This is a genomic window from Cupriavidus sp. 05T41, assembly GCF_056396525.1.
On sequence record NZ_JBFTLQ010000001.1, the window covers coordinates 261,219 to 280,572 of the forward strand.

At 68.5% G+C, this 19,354-nt stretch carries 16 protein-coding genes; 8 read left to right on the forward strand and 8 right to left on the reverse strand.

What is annotated here, in order from left to right; all coding sequences use genetic code 11:
* Positions 1 to 25: 25 nt before the first annotated feature.
* From AC1DKV_RS01185 to AC1DKV_RS01200, 4 genes are all read right to left on the reverse strand, one after another.
* On the reverse strand, positions 26 to 865 hold the full coding sequence (locus AC1DKV_RS01185) for an ABC transporter ATP-binding protein (protein ID WP_441614336.1): 840 nt from the start codon (positions 863 to 865) through the stop codon (positions 26 to 28).
* Positions 866 to 1,025: 160 nt separating this feature from the next.
* Entirely contained in the window at positions 1,026 to 1,829 is an 804-nt protein-coding gene (locus tag AC1DKV_RS01190; protein ID WP_441614338.1) for an ABC transporter permease, read from the reverse strand.
* A 24-nt stretch (positions 1,830 to 1,853) separates the two neighbouring features.
* A complete protein-coding gene (locus AC1DKV_RS01195) occupies positions 1,854 to 2,702 on the reverse strand; it encodes an ABC transporter permease (protein WP_441614340.1) in 849 nt (282 codons plus the stop codon).
* Positions 2,703 to 2,706: 4 nt separating this feature from the next.
* Positions 2,707 to 3,804 carry an ABC transporter substrate-binding protein gene (locus AC1DKV_RS01200; RefSeq protein WP_441614342.1) on the reverse strand — a complete coding sequence of 366 codons (1,098 nt, stop codon included), beginning with the start codon at positions 3,802 to 3,804 and terminating at the stop codon, positions 2,707 to 2,709.
* Positions 3,805 to 4,058: 254 nt separating this feature from the next.
* On the opposite strand from AC1DKV_RS01200, the gene soxC reads away from it, so the two are divergent.
* The 6 genes from soxC (at position 4,059) to AC1DKV_RS01230 (ending at position 9,891) form a co-directional block, all read left to right on the forward strand.
* The gene (gene soxC, locus AC1DKV_RS01205; RefSeq protein WP_477116008.1) at positions 4,059 to 5,348 is read left to right on the forward strand and encodes a sulfite dehydrogenase; all 1,290 of its coding nucleotides are present in this window, start codon (positions 4,059 to 4,061) and stop codon (positions 5,346 to 5,348) included.
* A complete protein-coding gene (locus AC1DKV_RS01210) occupies positions 5,335 to 5,889 on the forward strand; it encodes a c-type cytochrome (protein ID WP_477137352.1) in 555 nt (184 codons plus the stop codon). The genes soxC and AC1DKV_RS01210 overlap by 14 nt, the downstream gene beginning before the upstream one ends.
* Positions 5,890 to 6,100: 211 nt before the next feature.
* On the forward strand, positions 6,101 to 7,015 hold the full coding sequence (locus AC1DKV_RS01215) for a TauD/TfdA dioxygenase family protein (RefSeq protein WP_441615105.1): 915 nt from the start codon (positions 6,101 to 6,103) through the stop codon (positions 7,013 to 7,015).
* Between the two features lie 84 nt (positions 7,016 to 7,099).
* Positions 7,100 to 8,134: an ABC transporter substrate-binding protein gene (locus tag AC1DKV_RS01220; RefSeq protein ID WP_441615103.1), complete on the forward strand. Its 1,035-nt coding sequence runs from the start codon at positions 7,100 to 7,102 to the stop codon at positions 8,132 to 8,134.
* A 1-nt stretch (position 8,135) separates the two neighbouring features.
* Positions 8,136 to 8,984, forward strand: a complete 849-nt coding sequence (locus tag AC1DKV_RS01225) for an ABC transporter ATP-binding protein (protein WP_441615101.1) — start codon at positions 8,136 to 8,138, stop codon at positions 8,982 to 8,984.
* Positions 8,985 to 9,003: 19 nt separating this feature from the next.
* Positions 9,004 to 9,891 carry an ABC transporter permease gene (locus AC1DKV_RS01230; RefSeq protein ID WP_441615099.1) on the forward strand — a complete coding sequence of 296 codons (888 nt, stop codon included), beginning with the start codon at positions 9,004 to 9,006 and terminating at the stop codon, positions 9,889 to 9,891.
* A 44-nt stretch (positions 9,892 to 9,935) separates the two neighbouring features.
* On the opposite strand, the gene AC1DKV_RS01235 is transcribed toward AC1DKV_RS01230, so the two are convergent.
* Positions 9,936 to 10,463, reverse strand: a complete 528-nt coding sequence (locus AC1DKV_RS01235) for a shikimate kinase (protein ID WP_441615115.1) — start codon at positions 10,461 to 10,463, stop codon at positions 9,936 to 9,938.
* 283 nt (positions 10,464 to 10,746) lie between these two features.
* Between AC1DKV_RS01235 and AC1DKV_RS01240 the strand changes: the two genes are divergently transcribed.
* Positions 10,747 to 11,514: a class I SAM-dependent methyltransferase gene (locus AC1DKV_RS01240; protein WP_441615097.1), complete on the forward strand. Its 768-nt coding sequence runs from the start codon at positions 10,747 to 10,749 to the stop codon at positions 11,512 to 11,514.
* Between the two features lie 72 nt (positions 11,515 to 11,586).
* On the opposite strand, the gene AC1DKV_RS01245 is transcribed toward AC1DKV_RS01240, so the two are convergent.
* The 3 genes from AC1DKV_RS01245 to AC1DKV_RS01255 are packed head-to-tail and all read right to left on the reverse strand — an operon-like array spanning position 11,587 to position 17,590.
* A complete protein-coding gene (locus tag AC1DKV_RS01245) occupies positions 11,587 to 13,107 on the reverse strand; it encodes an efflux transporter outer membrane subunit (RefSeq protein ID WP_441615095.1) in 1,521 nt (506 codons plus the stop codon).
* A 1-nt stretch (position 13,108) separates the two neighbouring features.
* On the reverse strand, positions 13,109 to 16,303 hold the full coding sequence (locus tag AC1DKV_RS01250) for an efflux RND transporter permease subunit (RefSeq protein WP_441615093.1): 3,195 nt from the start codon (positions 16,301 to 16,303) through the stop codon (positions 13,109 to 13,111).
* A 15-nt stretch (positions 16,304 to 16,318) separates the two neighbouring features.
* A complete protein-coding gene (locus AC1DKV_RS01255) occupies positions 16,319 to 17,590 on the reverse strand; it encodes an efflux RND transporter periplasmic adaptor subunit (RefSeq protein ID WP_441615091.1) in 1,272 nt (423 codons plus the stop codon).
* A 795-nt stretch (positions 17,591 to 18,385) separates the two neighbouring features.
* Here AC1DKV_RS01255 and AC1DKV_RS01260 point away from each other — a divergent pair.
* Entirely contained in the window at positions 18,386 to 19,114 is a 729-nt protein-coding gene (locus AC1DKV_RS01260) for an IclR family transcriptional regulator (RefSeq protein WP_441615090.1), read from the forward strand.
* The last annotated feature ends 240 nt before the right edge of the window (positions 19,115 to 19,354 follow it).

The window sequence follows — 19,354 nt, forward strand, 5'->3', positions numbered from 1 at the left end:
GGGTATCTTGCGTGCGGCGGGTACGTCAGATCGCGAAGCGGATATGGGGCGGCAGCCGGGTGGCGTCCACATCCGGCTCGCGCTTGATCGGCGCTTCGGCGAGATCGGCCGGGCGCCCGGTGAACTCCTGCAGCACATCGTCCTTGACGCGCGCGAAGGACGCGGAGGCGCGGTCGCGCGGGTGTGCCAGCGGCACCGGCAGGATGCGCCGGATGCGGCCCGGGCGCGGCTCCATCACCACCACGCGGTCGCCCAGGTAGATGGCTTCCTCCACGTCGTGGGTGACCAGGATCATGGTGATGCCCTCGGCCTGCCAGATGCGGTGCAGCTCCTGCTGGAGATAGGCGCGGGTGAGCGCGTCGAGCGCGCCGAACGGCTCGTCGAGCAGCAGGATCTCGGGGCGCGTGACCAGTGCGCGCGCGATCGCCACGCGCTGCGACATGCCGCCGGAGAGCTGGTGCGGGAAGGCGGTCTCGAAGCCGGCAAGGCCCACCAGCTCGATATGCTCGCGCACGGTGCGGCGCTTGTCGGTCTCGGTGAGGTTGGCGTTGAGCAGGGCCATGCGGATGTTCTGCTCCACCGTCAGCCACGGGAACAGCCGGTGCTCCTGGAACACGATGCCGCGGTCCAGGCTGGTGCCGGCCACGCGCTTGCCGTCGAGCAGGATCTCGCCCTTGTAGTCCTCCTCCAGGCCGACCACCAGCCGCAGCAGGGTGGATTTGCCGCAGCCGCTGGCGCCGACGATGCTGACGAACTCGCCCGGGGCGATCGACAGCGTGATGTCCTCAAGAACAGGCAGGGGCGCGCCCTTGACCTGGTATTGCTTGCGCAGGTGCTCGATGCTGAGCGTGCCGGCGTGGGCCATGTGGTTCTCCGGAAAAGTGTTCGGTAGTGCGAAGAGGAATTGGGTGGGCGGCGCGATCAGAGAGAAGCGAAGCGGGCCCGGCCAGGCGCGCGGCCGCTGACAGTGCAGGCGGGTGCGGCAAGGCCGCGCAACGCCTCCGGGATCTCTCTGATCGTGCCTCCTAGAATGCCGCGACGGAGCGGCCGCGCCATGCCAGCAGGCGACCCTCGATGCGGCTGGCGAGCCAGTTCAGCGTGAAGCCGACCAGCCCCACCACGATCACGCCGAACAGCACCAGGTCCATCCAGAAGTTCTCGCGGCCGTCGACCATGGTGTTGCCGATGCCCTTGCCGGCCACCAGCAGGTACTCGGCGCCGAGCGTGGCCAGCCACGCATAGATCAGCGCCAGGTGGATGCCGGCGAAGATCGACGGCGAGGCCGCCGGCAGCACCACGCGCAGCAGCACCTGCCAGCGCGAGTACTTCAGCACGCGCGCCACTTCCAGCAGATCGGCCGGCACGCCGCGGATGCCCTCGAAGGTGTTGAGCACCACCGGAAAGAAGGCCGCCAGCGAGAGGAACACGACCTTGGCCGTATCGCCAAGCCCGAACCACACCGAGATCAGCGGGATCCACGCGAACAGCGAGATCTGCTTGACGGTGTGGAAGGTCGGCCCGGCCACCTGCTCGAGCAGGCGCGAGAGCCCCAGCGCGGCGCCGAACAGCAGGCCAACGCTGGCGCCCAGCGCGAAGCCGGCGAGGTCGCGCCACAGGCTGGCGCGCAGCGCGTCGAACAGGGCGCCGCTGCGCACCTGCTGCACCGCCGTGTCCCATACCTTGGAGACCGGCACCAGCAGCGGCGAGGTGCTCCAGCCGAAGCGCACCGCGGCCCACCACAGCACCACCAGGGCAAGCGGCAGGATCCAGCCGCGCAGCGGCCGGGGAATGCGCAGGGTGCGCAGGGTGCGCGCAAACGATTCTGTCATCTTGGGTCCTTCGCTTCGGTTGCTTCAGAGACCGGGCTTGCGCCAGCGCAGCACCGCCGCCTCGGCCAGTGCCAGCGCCTTGTCCAGCGCGAAGCCGACCACCCCCACCACGATCACCGCGGCGATCACCATGTCGAGCTGGAACAGCTGGCGGCCGTACACGATCATGTAGCCCAGCCCCTCGGACGAGGCCAGCAGCTCCACCACCACCAGTGCCAGCCATGCATGCGTGAGGCCGTAGCGGATGCCGTTCCAGATCGGCGCGGCGGCCGCGGGGAACACCACGCGCGACAACATCTGCCAGCGCGTGAAGCGCAGCACGCGCGCCACCTCGATATAGCGCGTGGGCACGTTCTGGATGCCCTTGTAGGTATTGAGCGCGATCGGCACCAGCGAGGCCTTGGCGATCAGGATGATCTTGAGCGCCTCGTCGATGCCCACCAGCAGCATCAGCAGTGGCAGCCATCCCAGCACCGGCACCTGGCTGAAGGCCTTGAAGGTGGGATAGACGTAGTCGCGGAAGTTCGGCGACAGGCCCATCGCCACGCCCAGCGCGAGGCCGCCGGCCAGGCCGAGGGCAAAGCCGCCGGCCACGCGCACCGCGCTCACGGCCAGGTTGGCCTGCAGCTCGCCGCTCGCGTAGAGATCGCTCAGCGTGTGCCACACCGCGTCGGGCGCGGGCAGTACCTGCGGGGGAATCCATTCGAAGCGTGCCGCCACGTACCAGGCCAGCAGCAGCGCCAGCGGCAACGGCCAGGCCAGCAGCCACGCCAGGTGTTGCCGCCCGGGGCGCCAGGCGCGCCCTGGCTCGATATCCGCTACGGAGGCCGCGCCGGCCTGCCCGGGCAGCGTCAGGGTCTCGTTGGCCGCCATTGCGTCAGGCTCCGAGGATCTTGCCGTTGGGCTGGTAGACCGGCCAGTAGCTCTGCAGGCTCAGGTCGTCCAGCGCGGCCTTGAGGAAGCGCGTGTCGATCCACTGGTCCACATCGAACTTGGCGCGCGACAGGCGCAGCCGGTAGGCCTGCTCGGTGGCATCCTTGTAGCGGCCCACCAGGAAGGGATCGAAATTGGGGTTCAGGCGCACGCGCAGCGGCTCGCCTTCATAGTCTTCCTTCCAGTGTTCGTACGGCGTGCCGGCGCGTGCCCAGGTGCGCAGCACGTCTTCGCGGTTCTTCTCGTCGGAGGACCAGCGCGCGGCCTGCACCGCGGCCTTGACCAGGTGCTGGGTGGCCTCCGGGTATTTGCCGGCGAAGTCGTCGGTTACCAGCACATGGCTCTGGCGCGTATAGACGGGTGACTGGTTCTTGCTCGAATAGAGGATGCGCACCGCGCCCTTGTCGCGCAGGCGCAGGATGTCCATCGCGCCGATGGCGGCATCCAGGTCGCGCGTGGTGAGCGCGGCGAGATAGCTGGCGGTGTCCAGGTTGAGCAGGCGCAGGTCCTTCTCGCCGAGGCCGTTGGCCTCGAGCAGGCGCAGCGCCGGCAGATGCATATTGGTGCCCTTGAACAGCGACACGCGCTTGCCGCGCAGGTCCGCCACGGTCTTGAGCGGTGAGTCCGGCGGCACGCCGATATAGATATTGGTGCGCACGCCGGTGGCCAGTATCAGCCGTGTCTTCAGGCCCGCCGCGCGCGCCACGATGGCGGGCAGGTCGCCCTGCATGGCGAAATCCAGTTGCTTCGTGCTGAGCGCTTCATTCACCGCCGGGCCCGCGCCCTTGAAGAAGAACCACTCGACGCGCGTGCCGGCTGGCTTGAACGCTTCTTCCAGCCAGCCGCGCGCATGCGCGATGGCCATCGAGCTGCCGGCGAAGCTGGGCGGGGTGCCGGTGGCGGGTTGCGCCACGCCGATGCGGATCACTTCCGGGCGGGCGGCGCCGGTGGCGCTGAATACGCTCAGCGGGCTGGACGCGGCGGCGGCACCGAGGCCGGACCAGGCAAGGCGTTTAAGCAGGCTTCGTCGCGTGAGTGCCATTGTGTTCGGGTTCCTGTGCAAAGCAGTGAGAAGTTCATCGACGGCTCCCAAGATACGCGGCGCCCGCGGCGCGGCAGAAGGAATGTTTTTGGCTTTGGTTATCGGCTGCGCGCATATGCACCGGTGCGGCGCGGCGCGGTGGCGCAGCGCATATGCGCATGCGTTTTCCTTCCTTCCGCGCGGGTGCGCGCTGGCTTAGAGTGCGCCATTTCCGATGCGCCGCCGACACGAGCCCACGCGCAAGAGCAAAGCCAATGACCAACGAGAACAACAAGAAAATGCCCCCGCAGCTCGCGCGGCGCCGCTTCCTGCGGCACGGCGCAGGCCTTGGCGCGGCCGGTGCCCTGGGCGCCGGCGCGCTTGCCGCCGGCGCGCCCGCGGCGGCGCAGGCGCAGGCGCAGGCGTTGAGCGTGCCGCCATGGTCGCGCACGCCCGGCGAGCCGGTGTTGTGGCGCGCCTACGGCCAGCCCTCGGACTTCGAGAAAAACGTGATCCGCCGCAACCGCGGCGCGGCACCGATGCCCGGCGCCAACTCGTCGATGACGCCGCTGCAGGACCTGCGCGGCATCATCACGCCGACCGGGCTGGTGTTCGAGCGCCACCACGCCGGCATCCCGCTGATCGATCCGGCGCAGCACCGGCTTGCCGTGCATGGCCTGGTCGACCGGCCGCGCATCTTCACCATGGAGGACCTGGTGCGCCTGCCTTCGGTGTCGCGCATCCATTTCCTGGAGTGCTCGGGTAATACCGGCCGCGAGTGGCGCGCGCCCAGCGCCTCCTCGGTGCAGCTCAGCCATGGCCTGTTGTCATGCTGCGAATGGACCGGCGTGCCACTCTCGGTGGTGCTGGAAGAAGTGGGCGTGCGGCCGGAGGCCGCCTGGGTCCTGGCTGAAGGCGCGGATGCCGCGTCCATGACACGCAGCGTGCCGCTGGCCAAGCTGCAGCAGGATGCGCTGCTGGTCTACGCGCAGAACGGCGAGATGCTGCGGCCCGAGCATGGCTATCCGCTGCGGCTGTTCCTGCCCGGCTTCGAAGGCAATATGAGCATCAAGTGGCTGCGCCGCCTGAAGCTGGGCCGCGCGCCGTTCATGACGCGCGAGGAGACCTCCAAGTACACCGATTCGCTGCCCGACGGCAGCGCGCGCCAGTTCACCTTCCTGATGGACGTCAAGTCCGTCATCACCTTTCCCGCACCCGACCATCAATTGCGCGACAAGGGCTTCTACGAGATCTCCGGCCTGGCGTGGAGCGGCCACGGCCGCGTGAAGCGCGTCGATGTCAGCGTCGACGGCGGGCGCAGCTGGAGCCAGGCGCAATTGCAGGATCCCGTGCTGGACCGCGCGCTCACGCGCTTTCGCCTGCCGTGGCATTGGGATGGCGGCCCCGCGGTGCTGCAGAGCCGCGCCGTCGACGAGGCCGGCAACGTGCAGCCCTTGCCCGATCAACTGGTCGCGCAGCGCGGCTACGAGTCCACCTATCACTACAACGCGATCCAGGCCTGGCGCGTGTCCGCCGACGGGAGGGTCGCCAATGCACGCGCCTGAGTCATCGCACCCGCGGCTCGCCGCGTGGCTGCTCGCGCTCGCCGCTTGCGGCGCGCACGCGCAAACCTACAATCTCGGCAAGCCCGCCAGCGCGCATGACCTGGCGGCCTGGAATATCGATGTCACCCCGGACGGCGCCGGACTGCCGCCCGGCAGCGGCACGGTCCTGCGCGGCAAGCAGGTGTACGAGAGCCAGTGCGCCGCGTGCCACGGCCTCAAGGGAGAAGGCAAGCCGGCAGACGCGCTGGTCGGCGGGCAGGGGACGCTGAACAACGCGCAGGAGGGAGGCAAGCCGCCACTGAAGACCATCGGCAGCTTCTGGCCGTATGCGACCACGGTGTTCGATTTCATCAACCGGGCCATGCCCTACAACGCGCCGCAGAGCCTGAAGCCGGAGGAAGTCTATTCGGTGACGGCCTACCTGCTCTACCTGAACGGGATCGTGCGGGGCGACGCCGTGCTGGACGCGCGCTCGTTGCCGCGCGTGCGCATGCCCAATCGCGATGGCTTCGTGGTGGACGGCAAGGTCGGGGGATCCTGAGCGTATCGGCCAGGCGATATGCGATAAACAGATAAGACCCGCCACTATCCTTCGTTGACCGCACTACCCGGTGGTCACTAAAGTGCAAGGCTTGAAACCAAGCAGTGCGGGGCACTCCTTTTGCCGGAGCATGGCACCGCACCTACCGGTCCGCATAGATCCGCATAGATCCGCATAGATCAGACCGCACTTTCGTACCCCCGAGCCCGTCATGACGATTGGAACCCACACCGCGCCGAGCACGCCAGCCAGCGCAGCGCTTTCAGCCCGCCCCGGCACTTTCGAGATCCGTCCCTTCGATGCCCCGCTGGGCGCCGAGATCGTCGGCCTGGACCTGTCCGCGCCGCTCTCGGCCGAGGACTTCGCACGCATCCATCGCGCGCATCTCGACTACCACGTGGTGGTGTTTCGCGACCAGCGCATCACGCCCGACCAGCAGATCGCCTTCAGCCGCCGCTTCGGCCCGCTGCAGATCCATGTGCTGCATCAGTTCCAGCTGGCCGGACATCCGGAAATCCTGATCGTCTCCAACGTGCTCAAGGACGGCAAGCCGATCGGCCTGGGTGATGCGGGGCATTTCTGGCATTCCGATCTCTCGTACAAGGAGAAGCCGAGCCTCGGCTCGCTGCTGCATGCGCAGGAACTGCCCGCCGAAGGCGGCGATACCTTGTTTGCCAATATGCATGTGGCGTGGGACACCCTGCCCGCGCACCTGAAGACGGCGGTGGAAGGGCGCAAGGCCGAGCACACTTACCTGGCCAAGTACGCCGAGCTGCAGCAGCGCAGCCCGTGGCGGCCCAACCTGACGCCGGAGCAGATCGCGCAGGTGGCGCCGGTGCTGCAGCCGGTGGTGCGCACGCATCCGGAAACCGGCCGCCGCGCGCTCTTTGTCAGCGAGCACTTCACCACGCGCATCGCAGGTTTGCCGGAAGATGAAAGCCGCGACCTGCTGGCGCAACTGTTCGCGCACAGCGTGAAGCCCGAGCATATCTACCGCCATCAATGGCAGGCGCACGACCTGGTGTTCTGGGACAACCGCTCGCTGCTGCACCTGGCCGCCGGCTGCCCGCCGGAGATGCGCCGCGTGATGTACCGCACCACCATCGAGGGCGACCTGCCGGTCTGAGCCTTTCCCCGATGCCGGCGCCCAGGCGGCGCCGTCGTCTTCCTTACCCGGTCTTCCTGTCCAGAATCCAACGGAGTGTCCCGCATGTCCCTGTTTCGTTCCCGCTTCTTTCCCGCCCGCTGGCAGCGCGGCGCCGTCGCGCTGGCGCTGGCCACCGGCATGGCGGTCACGGGCGCGGCCCATGCCGAAGGCAAGATCCGCGTCGCCGAGCAGTTCGGCGTGGTCTACCTGCTGCTCAACGTGGCGCGCGACCAGCAACTGATCGAGAAGCACGGCAAGCAGCAGGGCGTGGACATCAAGGTGGAGTGGACCCAGCTCTCGGGCGGCGCGGCCATCAACGATGCGCTGCTGTCGGGCGCCATCGACATCGCCGGCGCCGGCGTGGGGCCCCTGCTGACGGTGTGGGACCGCACGCACGGCAAGCAGAACGTGAAGGGCGTGGCGTCGCTGGGCAACTTTCCCTACTACCTGGTCAGCAACAATCCCAAGGTGAAGACCATCGCGGACTTTACCGACAAGGACCGCATCGCGCTGCCGGCGGTGTCGGTCTCGGTGCAGTCGCGCGTACTGCAACTGGCCGCGGCCAAGCAGTGGGGCGACAAGGAATTCAATCGCCTGGACAAATGGACGGTGGCCGTGCCGCACCCGGACGCGGCTGCCGCCATCATCGCCGGCGGTACCGAGATCAGCGGCCACTTCGGCAACCCGCCGTTCCAGGAACAGGAACTGGCCGGCAATCCCAACGCGCGCATCGTGCTGAATTCGTACGACGTGCTGGGCGGCCCGAGCTCGGCCACGGTGCTGTACGCCACCGAGAAATTCCGTAACGACAACCCCAAGACCTACCGCGCCTTCGTCGACGCGCTGGCCGAAGCCGCGAAGTTCGCCACCGCCAATCCGGAAGCGGCGGCCGACCTGTATATCCGCGTCAACAAGGCCAAGATCGACCGCGCGCTGCTGGTCAGGATCCTGAAGAACCCGCAGGTGCAGTTCAAGGTGGCGCCGCAGAACACCTTCGCGCTGGCCGAGTTCATGCACCGCGTAGGCGCCATCCGCAATCAGCCGAAATCCTGGCAGGACTATTTCTTCCAGGATCCGGTCACCGCACAAGGTAGCTGATATGTCCGTGCAGCCTCTGCGCGTGGTTTCCACCCGCGCGACCACGGGCGCCGCGCCGCTGTTGCAGGTCGACGGTGTCTCGCTCGAGTACCGCACCCCCGAGCGCGTGGTGCGCGCCACCCACCAGGTCAGCTTCGACGTGCACGCGGCGGACCGCTTCGTGCTGCTGGGCCCGTCGGGCTGCGGCAAGTCGACGCTGCTCAAGGCGGTGGCCGGCTTCGTGCCGCCGTGCGAGGGCGAGATCCGGCTCGACGGCGTGCCGGTGCGCGCGCCGGGCCCGGACCGCATCGTGGTGTTCCAGGAGTTCGACCAGTTGCCGCCGTGGAAGACCGTGCGGCAGAACGTAATGTTCCCGCTGGTGCGTTCGCGCGGCATGTCGCGCCGCGAGGCCTCGGAATGCGCGCTGCATTTTCTCGAGAAGGTAGGGCTGGCGCAGTTTGCCGATGCCTACCCGCATACCTTGTCGGGCGGCATGAAGCAGCGCGTGGCCATCGCGCGCGCGCTGGCAATGCGGCCCAAGGTACTGCTGATGGACGAGCCCTTCGCCGCGCTCGACGCGCTCACGCGCCGGCGCATGCAGGAAGAGTTGCTGGCGCTGTGGCAGGACGCGGCCTTCACGCTGCTGTTCGTCACCCACTCCATCGAGGAAGCGCTGGTGGTGGGCAGCCGCATCCTGCTGCTGTCGCCGCATCCGGGCCGCGTGCGGGCCGAGCTGAACAGCCACCAGTACGACCTCGCCAGCCAGGGCGGCGCGGAATTCCAGGCCACCGCCCAGCGCATCCACCACCTGCTGTTCGACGAAGCGCCGCATGCGGCGAGCGCGCCGGCACGCACCGCGCAGGCGCGCTGAGCGCCCGCCAGGACCGATCATGAGCCAAGCGACCCCAAGCCTCGCCGCCACCACCGTGGTGCGCCCCGAATACGAGCGCAAGCTCGAACCCTTCACCGCCTTGCCGGTGGCGCGCGCCTTGCCCTGGCCGCAGCGCCTGTGGCAGCAGGGCTGGCTGCGCAAGACCCTGATCCTGGTGGTGCTGGCCTGCCTGTGGGAGGCCATCGCCCGCGTGCAGGACAACGACCTGCTGCTGCCCACCTTCCTTGCCACCGCGCGCGCGTTTGCCGAAGGCATCGGCAACGGGGAGCTGCTGTCCAAGGCGGGCGTGTCGCTCTCCGTGTTGCTGCAGGGCTATGCCGGCGGCATCGTGCTGGCCTTCGTGCTGACCACGGCGGCCGTTTCCACCGAGCTTGGCCGCGATGTACTGGATACCCTCACGTCCATGTTCAATCCGTTGCCGGCCATCGCGCTGCTGCCGCTGGCGCTGCTGTGGTTCGGGCTCGGCAGCAAGAGCCTGGTGTTCGTGCTGATCCACTCGGTGCTGTGGCCGCTCGCTCTCAATACCTATGCGGGCTTTCGCGGCGTGCCGGCCACGCTGCGCATGGCCGGGCGCAACTACGGCCTGCGCGGGTTGCGCTACGTGCTGCTGATCCTGGTGCCGGCGGCGCTGCCGGCCATCCTGTCGGGCCTGAAGATCGGCTGGGCCTTCGCCTGGCGCACGCTGATCGCGGCGGAACTGGTGTTCGGCGCGTCGTCGGGCAAGGGCGGGCTGGGCTGGTACATCTTCCAGAACCGCAACGAGCTGTACACCGACCGCGTCTTCGCCGGCCTGGCCATGGTGATCCTGATCGGCCTGCTGGTGGAGAACCTGGTGTTCCGCACGCTCGAGCGCGTGACGGTGCGGCGCTGGGGCATGCAGCATTGATGGATGCCCCCGGGGCGGCCTCTCCCGGCGCCGGCGCCGGCGGGTCAGCCTGGCTCCGGATCCGTGTGCGGCAATCCGGCCTGGCCGTCGAGCCCGAGCCCGAGCCGCTCGATCACCCTGGTGGCTGCATTCGCCACGCTATCGCCGTGAGAAGGCATGACCAGGTGCGCCGTCTCGCGATAGAGCGGGTCGCGCAGCAGGTAAAGGGCTTCGAGCGTGGCGCGCGGATTGGCGCCTCGCAACAGCGGCCGGTTCTGGTTGCGGCGCGCGCGATGCCATAGTTCGGCGGACGAGGCGCTGAGGTAGACCACGCAGCCGCGCGAGCGCAGCATCGCGCGGTTTTCCGCGCGCAGCACCGCGCCGCCGCCGGTGGCCAGCACGATGCCCCGGTGCCGGGTCAGCTCGTCGAGCATGCGGGTTTCGCGCTCGCGGAAGCCTTCCTCGCCCTCCAGCTCGAAGATCGTCGCGATGCGCACGCCGCAGCGTGCTTCGATTTCGTGGTCGCAATCGAAAAAAGGCCGTCCGAGCCGGCGCGCCACCTTCCTGCCGATGGTGGACTTGCCGGCTGCCATGAAACCAATGAAGAACAGGTTGTCGAGGTCCAATTGGGGGCGGTCAGCCACGGGCTTCCGATGCAGTCTGCGCTACGGTAGCACGAGATGCGCGCGCCGCAAAACCCGGCCGGCCCTTGCGATTGCGGCCTGAACGGCGTAATTTCTCGGCTTGCCGCCGCCGCGACGGCAAGACTCCCCGGGTTTTGACCGCGCGCCGCCCGGCGCCGCCGCTTCCCGGGCCGTCCTCGCAGCGCATTCGGCCCGGAGCGCCCATTTCCCCGCATCCGGAGACCGCGCACCCATGACCGACATCCACCACGCCGCCGCCCAGGGCTTTTCCAGCCAGGCCGATACCTACGCCCGCGGACGCCCGGACTATCCGCCCGCGCTGGCGGGCTGGCTGGACCAGGAACTCGGCTTGCGCGCAGGCAGGACCGTGCTGGACCTGGGCGCCGGCACCGGCAAGTTCAGCCGTCTGCTGCAGGCCACCGGGGCCACGGTCGTCGCCGTCGAGCCGGTTGCCGCCATGCGCGCCCAGCTCAGCGCCGCGCTGCCGGCCGTGCAGGCGCTCGAGGGCACCGCCGAGGCCATCCCGCTGCCGGATTCCAGCGTCGACGCCGTGGTCTGCGCGCAGGCCTTCCACTGGTTCGCCAACCACGCCGCCATGGCCGAGATCGCACGCGTCCTGCGGCCGGGCGGCAAGCTTGGCCTGGTGTGGAACGTGCGCGATGAGTCGGTCGACTGGGTGGCGCAGCTGACCGCCATCATGACGCCTTACGAGGGCGACGCCCCGCGCTTCTACAAAGGCGACTGGAAGGCGGTGTTTCCCGCCCCAGGGTTTGGCGAACTGGGCCTGGCCAGCCTGCCTTACGAGCATGTCGGGCCGGCGCAGCAAGTGATCATCGACCGGGTGATGTCGGTCAGTTTCATCGCCTCGCTGCCCGCCGCCGGACAGGACGCGGTGCGGGCGCGGCTGCAGGCCGTGATCGACGGCAGCCCGGCACTGGCCGGCAAGGCCAGCGTGGCCTTTCCGTACCGGACCGAGGCCTATAGCTGCCAGCGCCTCTAGGTCTGCGGCAGGCGCGGCCCCGGAGCCTCAAAGCCCGCGGCGCGCGGACCGGCACGGACATCTTCCCCGCTTCTAAGGCGCTGTGGACGTCCCCTGCGCCTGCGCGCTGCTGTAGTCCGCCGGCGCATCCGCTGGCCGTGGCGCGTCGCCGGCCCGTTCGATCCACCCGCCGCCGAGAAACTGGTACAGGTCCACCAGGTTGGTCAGCCGCTGCAGGCGCGCGGTAATCAGCAACTGCTGCGCGTTGTAGAGGTCGGTCTGCGCGGTCAGCACGGCCAGGTAGCTGTCGACGCCGTTGCGGTAGCGCAGGTCGGACAATGCCAGCCGGCGTTCCTGCGAGCCGGTGAAGCGCTCCAGCGAGCGGATCTGCCTGTCGAAGGTGCCGCGCGCCGCCAGGCCGTCGGAGACTTCGCGGAAGGCGCTCTGGATGGCCTTCTCGTAGTTGGCGATCTCGATGCGCTTCTGCACCTGGGCCAGGTCGAGGTTGGCGATGTTGCGGCCGCCTTCGAAGATCGGCAGGGTGATCTGCGGGGCGAACGACCAGGCGCCGGAGCCGGGCTTGAACAGGCCGCCCAGCGTGGGCGAGAGCGTGCCGGCGCTGCCGGTGAGCACGACCCGCGGAAAGAAGGCCGCGCGCGCCGCGCCGATATTGGCGTTGGCGGCCAGCAGCGATTGTTCGGCGGCGGCGATGTCGGGGCGCCGTGTCAGCAGGTCCGACGGCAGCCCCGCGGGGATATCCGTCAGCAAGGCCTGACTGTTGAGCGGCAGGCCGGGAGGAAGGTCGCCCGGCAGCGGTTCGCCCACCAGCAGCACCAGGGCATTTTCCGCCTGCGCGCGCAGGCGGCTTTGCGACTCCAGGTTGGCGCTGGCCTGTTCGACCACGCCTTCGGCCTGGCGCAGGTCCAGCTCCGAGCCGGTACCGACCTCGAACTGTAGCTTGGTGATGCGGAACGACTCCTGCGCGCTCACCAGCGTATTGCGCGTGACGGTGAGCGCGTCGTCGAAGGCAAGCATGGCGAGGTACTGGTCCGCGACCGACGACAGCAGCGCGATCTCCGCCGCCTTGCGGGTTTGCGCCAGCGCCAGGTATTGCGCCAGCGCCTGGTCCTTGAGGCTGCGGATGCGGCCGAAGAAATCGATCTCCCACGACGCGCTCAGCCCGACCGAATATTCGCTGCTGATGGTCCTGCCGGCGATGGAAAGATTCTCGGGCGTGCGCGCACGGCTGCCCGAGGCCACCGCGTCCAGCGCGGGGAACAGGGCGGCGCGCGTGATCTGGTACTGGGCGCGCGCGGCTTCCATATTGAGCACCGAGACGCGCAGGTCGCGGTTGTTCTTCAGCGCCAGTTCGAGGATGCGCTGCAGGCGCGTATCGGCGAAGAAGTCGCGCCAGCCGATCTCCGGCGCCGGCGTGGCGCCCGCGCTCACGGTGCCGCCGGTGCTGTCCTGCGCCGGGCCTGGCTGCTGGTCGTAGACGCCCCCGCTGGGGAAGGCGGGCGCCACCGGCGCCGCGGGGCGCTCGTACTTCGGCGCGAGCGTGCAGCCGGCGGCCAGGATGGCCGCGGCGGCCGTCATCAGTGCGTGCCTGCGCATGTCAGTGGCCCTCCCGCGGCGCGCCGCCGCCGTCGCTGCCGCCGCCCGGGTCGTCCGGCGCCGCCGGGGCCGCGGGGTGCGAACCGGGCTTCGCCTTCACCTTGCTGAACTTGCCGATCACCACGAAGAACATCGGGATCATGAAGATGGCCAGGAAGGTGGCGGTCACCATGCCGCCGATCACGCCGGTGCCGATGGCGTGCTGGCTGCCCGAGCCGGCGCCGTTGCTCACGGCCAGCGGCATCACGCCGAGGATGAACGCCAGCGAGGTCATCAGGATCGGGCGCAGCCGCTGGCGCGCGGCTTCCACCGCGGCATCCAGCGTGCTCATGCCCTGGTCGCGCAGGTCGCGCGCGAACTCCACGATCAGGATGGCGTTCTTGGCCGACAAGCCTACGGTGGTCAGCAGGCCGACCTGGAAGAACACGTCGTTTTCCAGCCCGCGCAGGGTGGCCGCCAGCAATGCGCCAAGCACGCCGAGCGGCACCACCATGATCACGGAGAACGGGATCGACCAGCTTTCATACAGCGCCGCCAGGCACAGGAACACAAAGAGGATGGAAATGCCGTACAGGATCGGCGCCTGCGAGCCGGACTGGATTTCCTGGTAGGACAGGCCGGTCCATTCGTAGCCGATGCCGGCCGGCAGCTTGGCGGCGATGGCTTCGATGGCCTGCATGGCCTGGCCGGTCGACTTGCCGTGCGCGGCGGCGCCCTGGATCTCGACGGCCGGAATGCCGTTGTAGCGTTCCAGCTTGGGCGAGCCGTAGATCCACTTGCCGGTGGCGAACGCGCCAAACGGCACCATGCCGCCGGACTGGTTGCGGATATACCAGGCGCCGAGGTCCTCGGGATTCATGCGAAAGCGTGCTTCGCCCTGGATGTAGACCTTCTTGATGCGGTTGTCGACATCGAGGAAGTTGTTGATGTACTGCGAGGCCCAGGCCGTGGAAAAGGTCTGGTCGATGTTGATGGCGTCGATGCCCAGCGCATTGGCCTTCTCGCGGTCGATACTGACCTTGAACTGCGGCGTGTCGTTCAGGCCGTTGGGGCGTACCTGCGCCAGCAACGGATCCTTGGCCGCCATCCCGAGCAGCATGTTGCGCGCTTCCATCAGCTTCTCGTGGCCGACGCCGGCGCGGTCCTGCAACTCGAAGTCGAAGCCGGCTGCGGTGCCGAGCTCCGGGATCGAGGGCGGATTCAGCGGGAAGATATTGGCGTCCTTGTAGGACGCGAAGTGCCCGAAGATGCGGCCCACCAGCGCCGGCGCCTTCAGGTTGGCGGATTCGCGTTCCTTGAAGTCTCTCATGCGCACGAACACCAGGCCGGAGTTCTGGCCGCGGCCCGCGAAGCTGAAGCCGTTGACGGTCAGCACCGCCTCCACCACGTCCTTCTCCTGCGTCAGCAGGTAGTCCTGCACGTCCGCCAGTACCTTGGCGGTCCGTTCCTGCGTGGAGCCCACCGGTGCCTGCACCAGCACGAACATCGTGCCCTGGTCTTCCTCGGGCAGGAAGGCCTTGGGCAGGCGCAGGAACAGGTAGCCCACCGCCACGATCACCAGCACGTAGATGACCAGCCAGCGCCCGGAGCGCCGGATCACATGGATCACGCCGCCGTGGTACTTCTGCTGGCCCCTGGCGAAATTACGGTTGAACCAGCCGAAGAAGCCGGTCTTCTCGTCATGATGGCCCTTGGGAATCGGTTCGAGCATGGTGGCGCACAGCGCCGGTGTGAGGATCAGGGCGACCAGCACGGACAGGATCATGGCGGCCACGATGGTCAGCGAGAACTGCCGGTAGATGGCGCCCACCGAACCGCCCGAGAACGCCACCGGCACGAACACCGCGGACAGCACCAGGGCCACGCCCACCAGCGCGCCGGTGATCTGGTCCATGGCCTTGCGCGTGGCGTCGCGCGGGGACAGTCCTTCTTCGGCCATCACCCGCTCGACGTTTTCCACCACCACGATGGCATCGTCGACCAGCAGGCCGATGGCCAGCACCAGGCCGAACATGGACAGCGTGTTGATCGAGAAGCCCACCACCGACATCACCGCGAACGTGCCCAGCAGCACCACCGGCACGGCAATGGTGGGGATCAGCGTGGCGCGCAGGTTCTGCAGGAACAGGTACATGACCAGGAACACCAGCACGATGCCCTCGATCAGCGTCTTGATCACTTCCTCGATGGACAGCGTGACGAACGGCGTGATGTCGTACGGGTATTCCACCGCCAGCCCGTTCGGGGCGTAGCGCTGCAGCTCGGCAATCTTGGCGCGTATGGACTTGGCGGTATTCAGCGCGTTGGCGCCGGTGGCCAGCTGGATGCCGAAGGCCGCGGTCGGTTGCCCGTTGTACTTGGTGTCGAAGTTATAGGTCTCGCCGCCCAGCTCGATGCGGGCCACATCCTTGAGGCGCACCTGGGAGCCGTCGGTGTTGACCTTGAGCAGGATGTTGCCGAACTGGTCCGGCGTCTGCAGCAGCGTGGCTTCGGTGATGGTGGCCTGCAGCATCTGCCCGGGCACGGAAGGCGTGCCGCCCAGGCTGCCGCCGGCCACCTGCACGTTCTGCGCAAGCACGGCGGCCTTCACGTCGAGCGGGGTCAGGCTGTAGTTGTTGAGCTTGGTGGCATCGAGCCAGACCCGCATGGCGAACTGCGAGCCGAACAGCGTTACCGTGCCCACGCCGTCGATGCGGCTGATCGGGTCCAGTATCTTCGAGGCCACGTAGTTGGTCAGGTCGTAGCGGTTCATGCTGCCGTCCTGCGACACGAAGGCCAGGATCAGCAGGAAGCTGCTGCTCGATTTCGTCACCTTGGTGCCGAGCTGCTGCACCACCTGCGGCAGCAACGGCGTGGCGAGCTGCAGCTTGTTCTGGACCTGCACCTGCGCGATGTCGGGGTTGGTGCCGGCGGCGAAGGTCAGGGTGATGGTGGCGGTGCCCGAATCGTCGCTGGTGGAGGCCAGGTAGAGCAGGTGGTCCAGGCCGCTCATCTGTTGCTCGATCACCTGCGTGACGGTGTCCTCCACCGTCTTGGCCGATGCGCCGGGGTAGGTCGCGCTGATCTGGATGGCCGGCGGCGCGATGGTCGGGTACTGGGCGATCGGCAGCGTCACCGTCGCCGCCAGGCCCGACAGCATCAGGATGATGGCGATCACCCAGGCGAAGATCGGCCGGTCGATGAAGAACTTTGCCATGGCGCCGGCTCCCTTTTATTGCGCGGCGGGCGCGGATGCCGCGGCAGGTGCCGGCGCGGAGGCGGGCGGGGCCGGCGGCGCGGAGGCCGGTGCCTGAGTTGGCTGCGGTGCCTGCGGTGGCTGCGCCTGTGCGTCCGAGGCCGCTGGCGCGGGCACCTTGGTCTCGACCGGCTTCACGGTCGCGCCCGGCTTGGCTTTCTCCACGCCGTTGACGATCACCCGGTCGCCCGGCTGCAGGCCGCTTTCCACCACCCAGCCATTGCCGTAGGTGCCGGCGGTGACGAGCTGGCGCAGCGCCACCTTGTTGTCGGGGCCGATGACAAGCGCCACGGGCTGGCCCTTCTGGTCGTGGGTGATGCCGATCTGCGGCACCACCATGGCCCTGTCGTTGACGCCTTCGTCGATGCGCGCGCGCACGAACATGCCCGGCAGCAGCACCCGGTCCTTGTTGGGGAAGATCGCGCGCACCGTGACCGACCCCGTGGTCTGGTCCACGCTTACGTCGGAGAACTGGAGCCGGCCGGGCTCGGAGTAGGTCCGGCCGTCCTCCAGCAGAAGCGTGACCTTGGCGGCGTGGATGCCGCTGGTCTGCAGCTTGCCTTCCTGGATCTGGCGGCGCAGCCGCAGGCCTTCCACGCTCGATTGCGTCAGGTTGACGTAGACCGGGTCGAGCTGCTGCACGGTGGTGAGCAGGGTTGCCTGGCTGGCCTGCACGTAGGCACCCGGCGTGACCTGCGAGAGGCCGCTGCGGCCGGTGATGGGCGAGATCACGTCGGTATAGCCGAGGTTGATCTGGGCGGTCTCCACGCTGGCCTTGCCGGCGGCCACGTCGGCCACGGCCTGGCCCAGCGCGGCCACGGCGTTGTCATAGTCCTGCCTGCTGACCGCGTTGGCGGCCACCAGCACCTTGTAGCGGCTGGCCAGCGCGTTCTGCGTGGCGACGTTGGCCTGGGCCTTGGCGAGCGCGGCCTTGGCATTGTTGAGTGTGGCGATATAGGGGGCCGGATCGATCTTGTAGAGGCGTTCGCCGGCCTTGACGTCGGCGCCTTCGGTGAACTCGCGCCGCAGCACGATGCCGTCCACGCGCGCGCGCACCTGCGCCACCAGGAAGGCGCTCGTGCGCCCGGGCAGTTCCACCGTCACGGGCACGGTGCTGGTCCTGACCGTCACCACGCCCACCTCGAGCGGCGGCGGCGGCGGCGCCGCCGGCTTCTGCCCGCATGCCGCAATGAGGGCGGCAATCGCCGCAGCGCCGGGATAACGAAATGGAATCCGCTCGTTGCGCATGAGGAAACCTCGGGTTCGTTAGGGTTGGCTGGGGTCGGCTGGCAGAATGAGGACCCACGTGCGCCAGCGTCCGGGCATCGGCAGGCAAGAGCCACGGCGGTGGCCGGGCGGCCGGATCGGCCGCGCGACAGTCGTCCAGGCGGCAACCGGCGGCGCCGGGCATCCGCTCGCAGGCGGTTGCCGGTGTTGTCGGTCGTCTTCGCCGGGAGCGGGCTCCGAAGCGGGCTCCGAAGCGGGTTCGGAAGCGGGCCTGGAAAGGCGGCCTCTGACTAGGGTTCGCGGCCCAGGCCCATGCGCCGCCGATGGCTGCGCGGCAGGCGCGGCGAGCGGGCGGCGCCAGGAATGTCGTACTGCCGGATACTGCCGCTGGCTCTGGCGGGGCAGGCGCGGCTGGCATGGCGGAGGAGGTGGAGGACTTTGATTTGCGCAAGCTGAAGGCGAGCCCGGATCAGTGCGTTCAATCCAACCATTGCTGGATCACTCCGTCGAGACGTAGTGCATCGCGTACACACCGTGGCCTGGCTGGCCCCCGCGGCCGGGGCGAATTGATGCATCACATCACTCTAGATCACTCAGGGGACAATGCAAGGGCGGGGCGGCGGGCTTGCCGTCATGTGCATCCGCAACAAAAGAGAGGTCCGCCGGCGCGCAACGGCCGGCATGGCCGCATTGACAATAGCAATGCCGTTCTATACCGTGGAACCGCAATGCAAAAAGGGCCAGTGCCATCCGGTCCCTGGCGCCAGCTTTCCTTCCTGCTTCTTCCCTGCTTCCTCCCTGCCCACTGTCCGACCGATGCCCCGTAAAGCCGCCCAACTCTCCGAAGCCGACAAGCATGCCGCCGAGGGCGGTGCCGTCGCCGTGGACCGCGCCTTGTTCGTGTTGTCCGCCTTCCGGCTGGGCGACACCACGCTAAGCCTGGTCGAGCTGGCGCAGCGCTCGGGCCTGTACAAGAGCACGCTGCTGCGCCTGCTGGCCTCGCTCGAGCATGCCCGCCTGGTGCAGCGCCAGAGCGATGGCCGCTATGGCCTGGGGCCCGAGGTCGCGCGCCTGCACGCGGTCTATTCCGCTTCGTTTTCGCTGGAGCTGGTGGTGATGCCCGTACTGCGCCAGCTGGTGCAGGCCACGCGCGAAAGCGCGGCCTTCCATATCGATCAGGGCGAGCATCGTCTCTGCCTGTACCGTATCGATTCGCCGCAGCCGGTGCGCGATCATGCCAAGGCGGGCGACCTGCTGCCGCGCAACCGCGGCGCCGGCGGGCGTGTGCTGCGCGCGTTCAGCGGCGCGCGCGGCGAGCTTTACCAGAAGATCCGCGACGAAGGCGTGGCCGCGATGGTCGGTGACCGCGTGGCGGATATCGCCGGCGTCTCCTCGCCGGTGTTCGGGCCGGACGGCGAACTGAAGGGCGCGCTGACCCTGACCTGCCCGACGCCGCGCTTCGACGAGGGTTTCCGCCCGCATGTGTTGCTTGCCGCACGCGACCTGACGCTCGCGCTGGGCGGCACCTTTCCCTATGCCGTCTGAGCGCGGCATGCGCCCGGCTGCCTGACGGAATCCGGGGCTTCGCAGGATCCGCTCGCGGGGGGCCATCCGGGTCAACCCCTAGGACGCTGGCGGACAGCCGCCGGTTTGCGGCGGGTCAATATCGATGTCGGAATCATCCCATGCCCGGCTTGTCGGGGGTGCCAGCTAAGGGCCGGTAACGTTATCACGCGCGTTTGCGAAGTTGGCCCACGCAGCCGGGACTGCGCCCGCCGTGACGGG

Bases quoted from the DNA above. Each gene is read 5' to 3' on its own strand.
- AC1DKV_RS01185 (WP_441614336.1), bottom strand. From the start codon at position 865: ATGGCCCACGCCGGCACGCTCAGCATCGAGCACCTGCGCAAGCAATAC.
- AC1DKV_RS01190 (WP_441614338.1), bottom strand. From the start codon at position 1,829: ATGACAGAATCGTTTGCGCGCACCCTGCGCACCCTGCGCATTCCCCGG.
- AC1DKV_RS01195 (WP_441614340.1), bottom strand. From the start codon at position 2,702: ATGGCGGCCAACGAGACCCTGACGCTGCCCGGGCAGGCCGGCGCGGCC.
- AC1DKV_RS01200 (WP_441614342.1), bottom strand. From the start codon at position 3,804: ATGGCACTCACGCGACGAAGCCTGCTTAAACGCCTTGCCTGGTCCGGC.
- soxC (WP_477116008.1), top strand. From the start codon at position 4,059: ATGACCAACGAGAACAACAAGAAAATGCCCCCGCAGCTCGCGCGGCGC.
- AC1DKV_RS01210 (WP_477137352.1), top strand. From the start codon at position 5,335: ATGCACGCGCCTGAGTCATCGCACCCGCGGCTCGCCGCGTGGCTGCTC.
- AC1DKV_RS01215 (WP_441615105.1), top strand. From the start codon at position 6,101: ATGACGATTGGAACCCACACCGCGCCGAGCACGCCAGCCAGCGCAGCG.
- AC1DKV_RS01220 (WP_441615103.1), top strand. From the start codon at position 7,100: ATGTCCCTGTTTCGTTCCCGCTTCTTTCCCGCCCGCTGGCAGCGCGGC.
- AC1DKV_RS01225 (WP_441615101.1), top strand. From the start codon at position 8,136: ATGTCCGTGCAGCCTCTGCGCGTGGTTTCCACCCGCGCGACCACGGGC.
- AC1DKV_RS01230 (WP_441615099.1), top strand. From the start codon at position 9,004: ATGAGCCAAGCGACCCCAAGCCTCGCCGCCACCACCGTGGTGCGCCCC.
- AC1DKV_RS01235 (WP_441615115.1), bottom strand. From the start codon at position 10,463: ATGGCAGCCGGCAAGTCCACCATCGGCAGGAAGGTGGCGCGCCGGCTC.
- AC1DKV_RS01240 (WP_441615097.1), top strand. From the start codon at position 10,747: ATGACCGACATCCACCACGCCGCCGCCCAGGGCTTTTCCAGCCAGGCC.
- AC1DKV_RS01245 (WP_441615095.1), bottom strand. From the start codon at position 13,107: ATGCGCAGGCACGCACTGATGACGGCCGCCGCGGCCATCCTGGCCGCC.
- AC1DKV_RS01250 (WP_441615093.1), bottom strand. From the start codon at position 16,303: ATGGCAAAGTTCTTCATCGACCGGCCGATCTTCGCCTGGGTGATCGCC.
- AC1DKV_RS01255 (WP_441615091.1), bottom strand. From the start codon at position 17,590: ATGCGCAACGAGCGGATTCCATTTCGTTATCCCGGCGCTGCGGCGATT.
- AC1DKV_RS01260 (WP_441615090.1), top strand. From the start codon at position 18,386: ATGCCCCGTAAAGCCGCCCAACTCTCCGAAGCCGACAAGCATGCCGCC.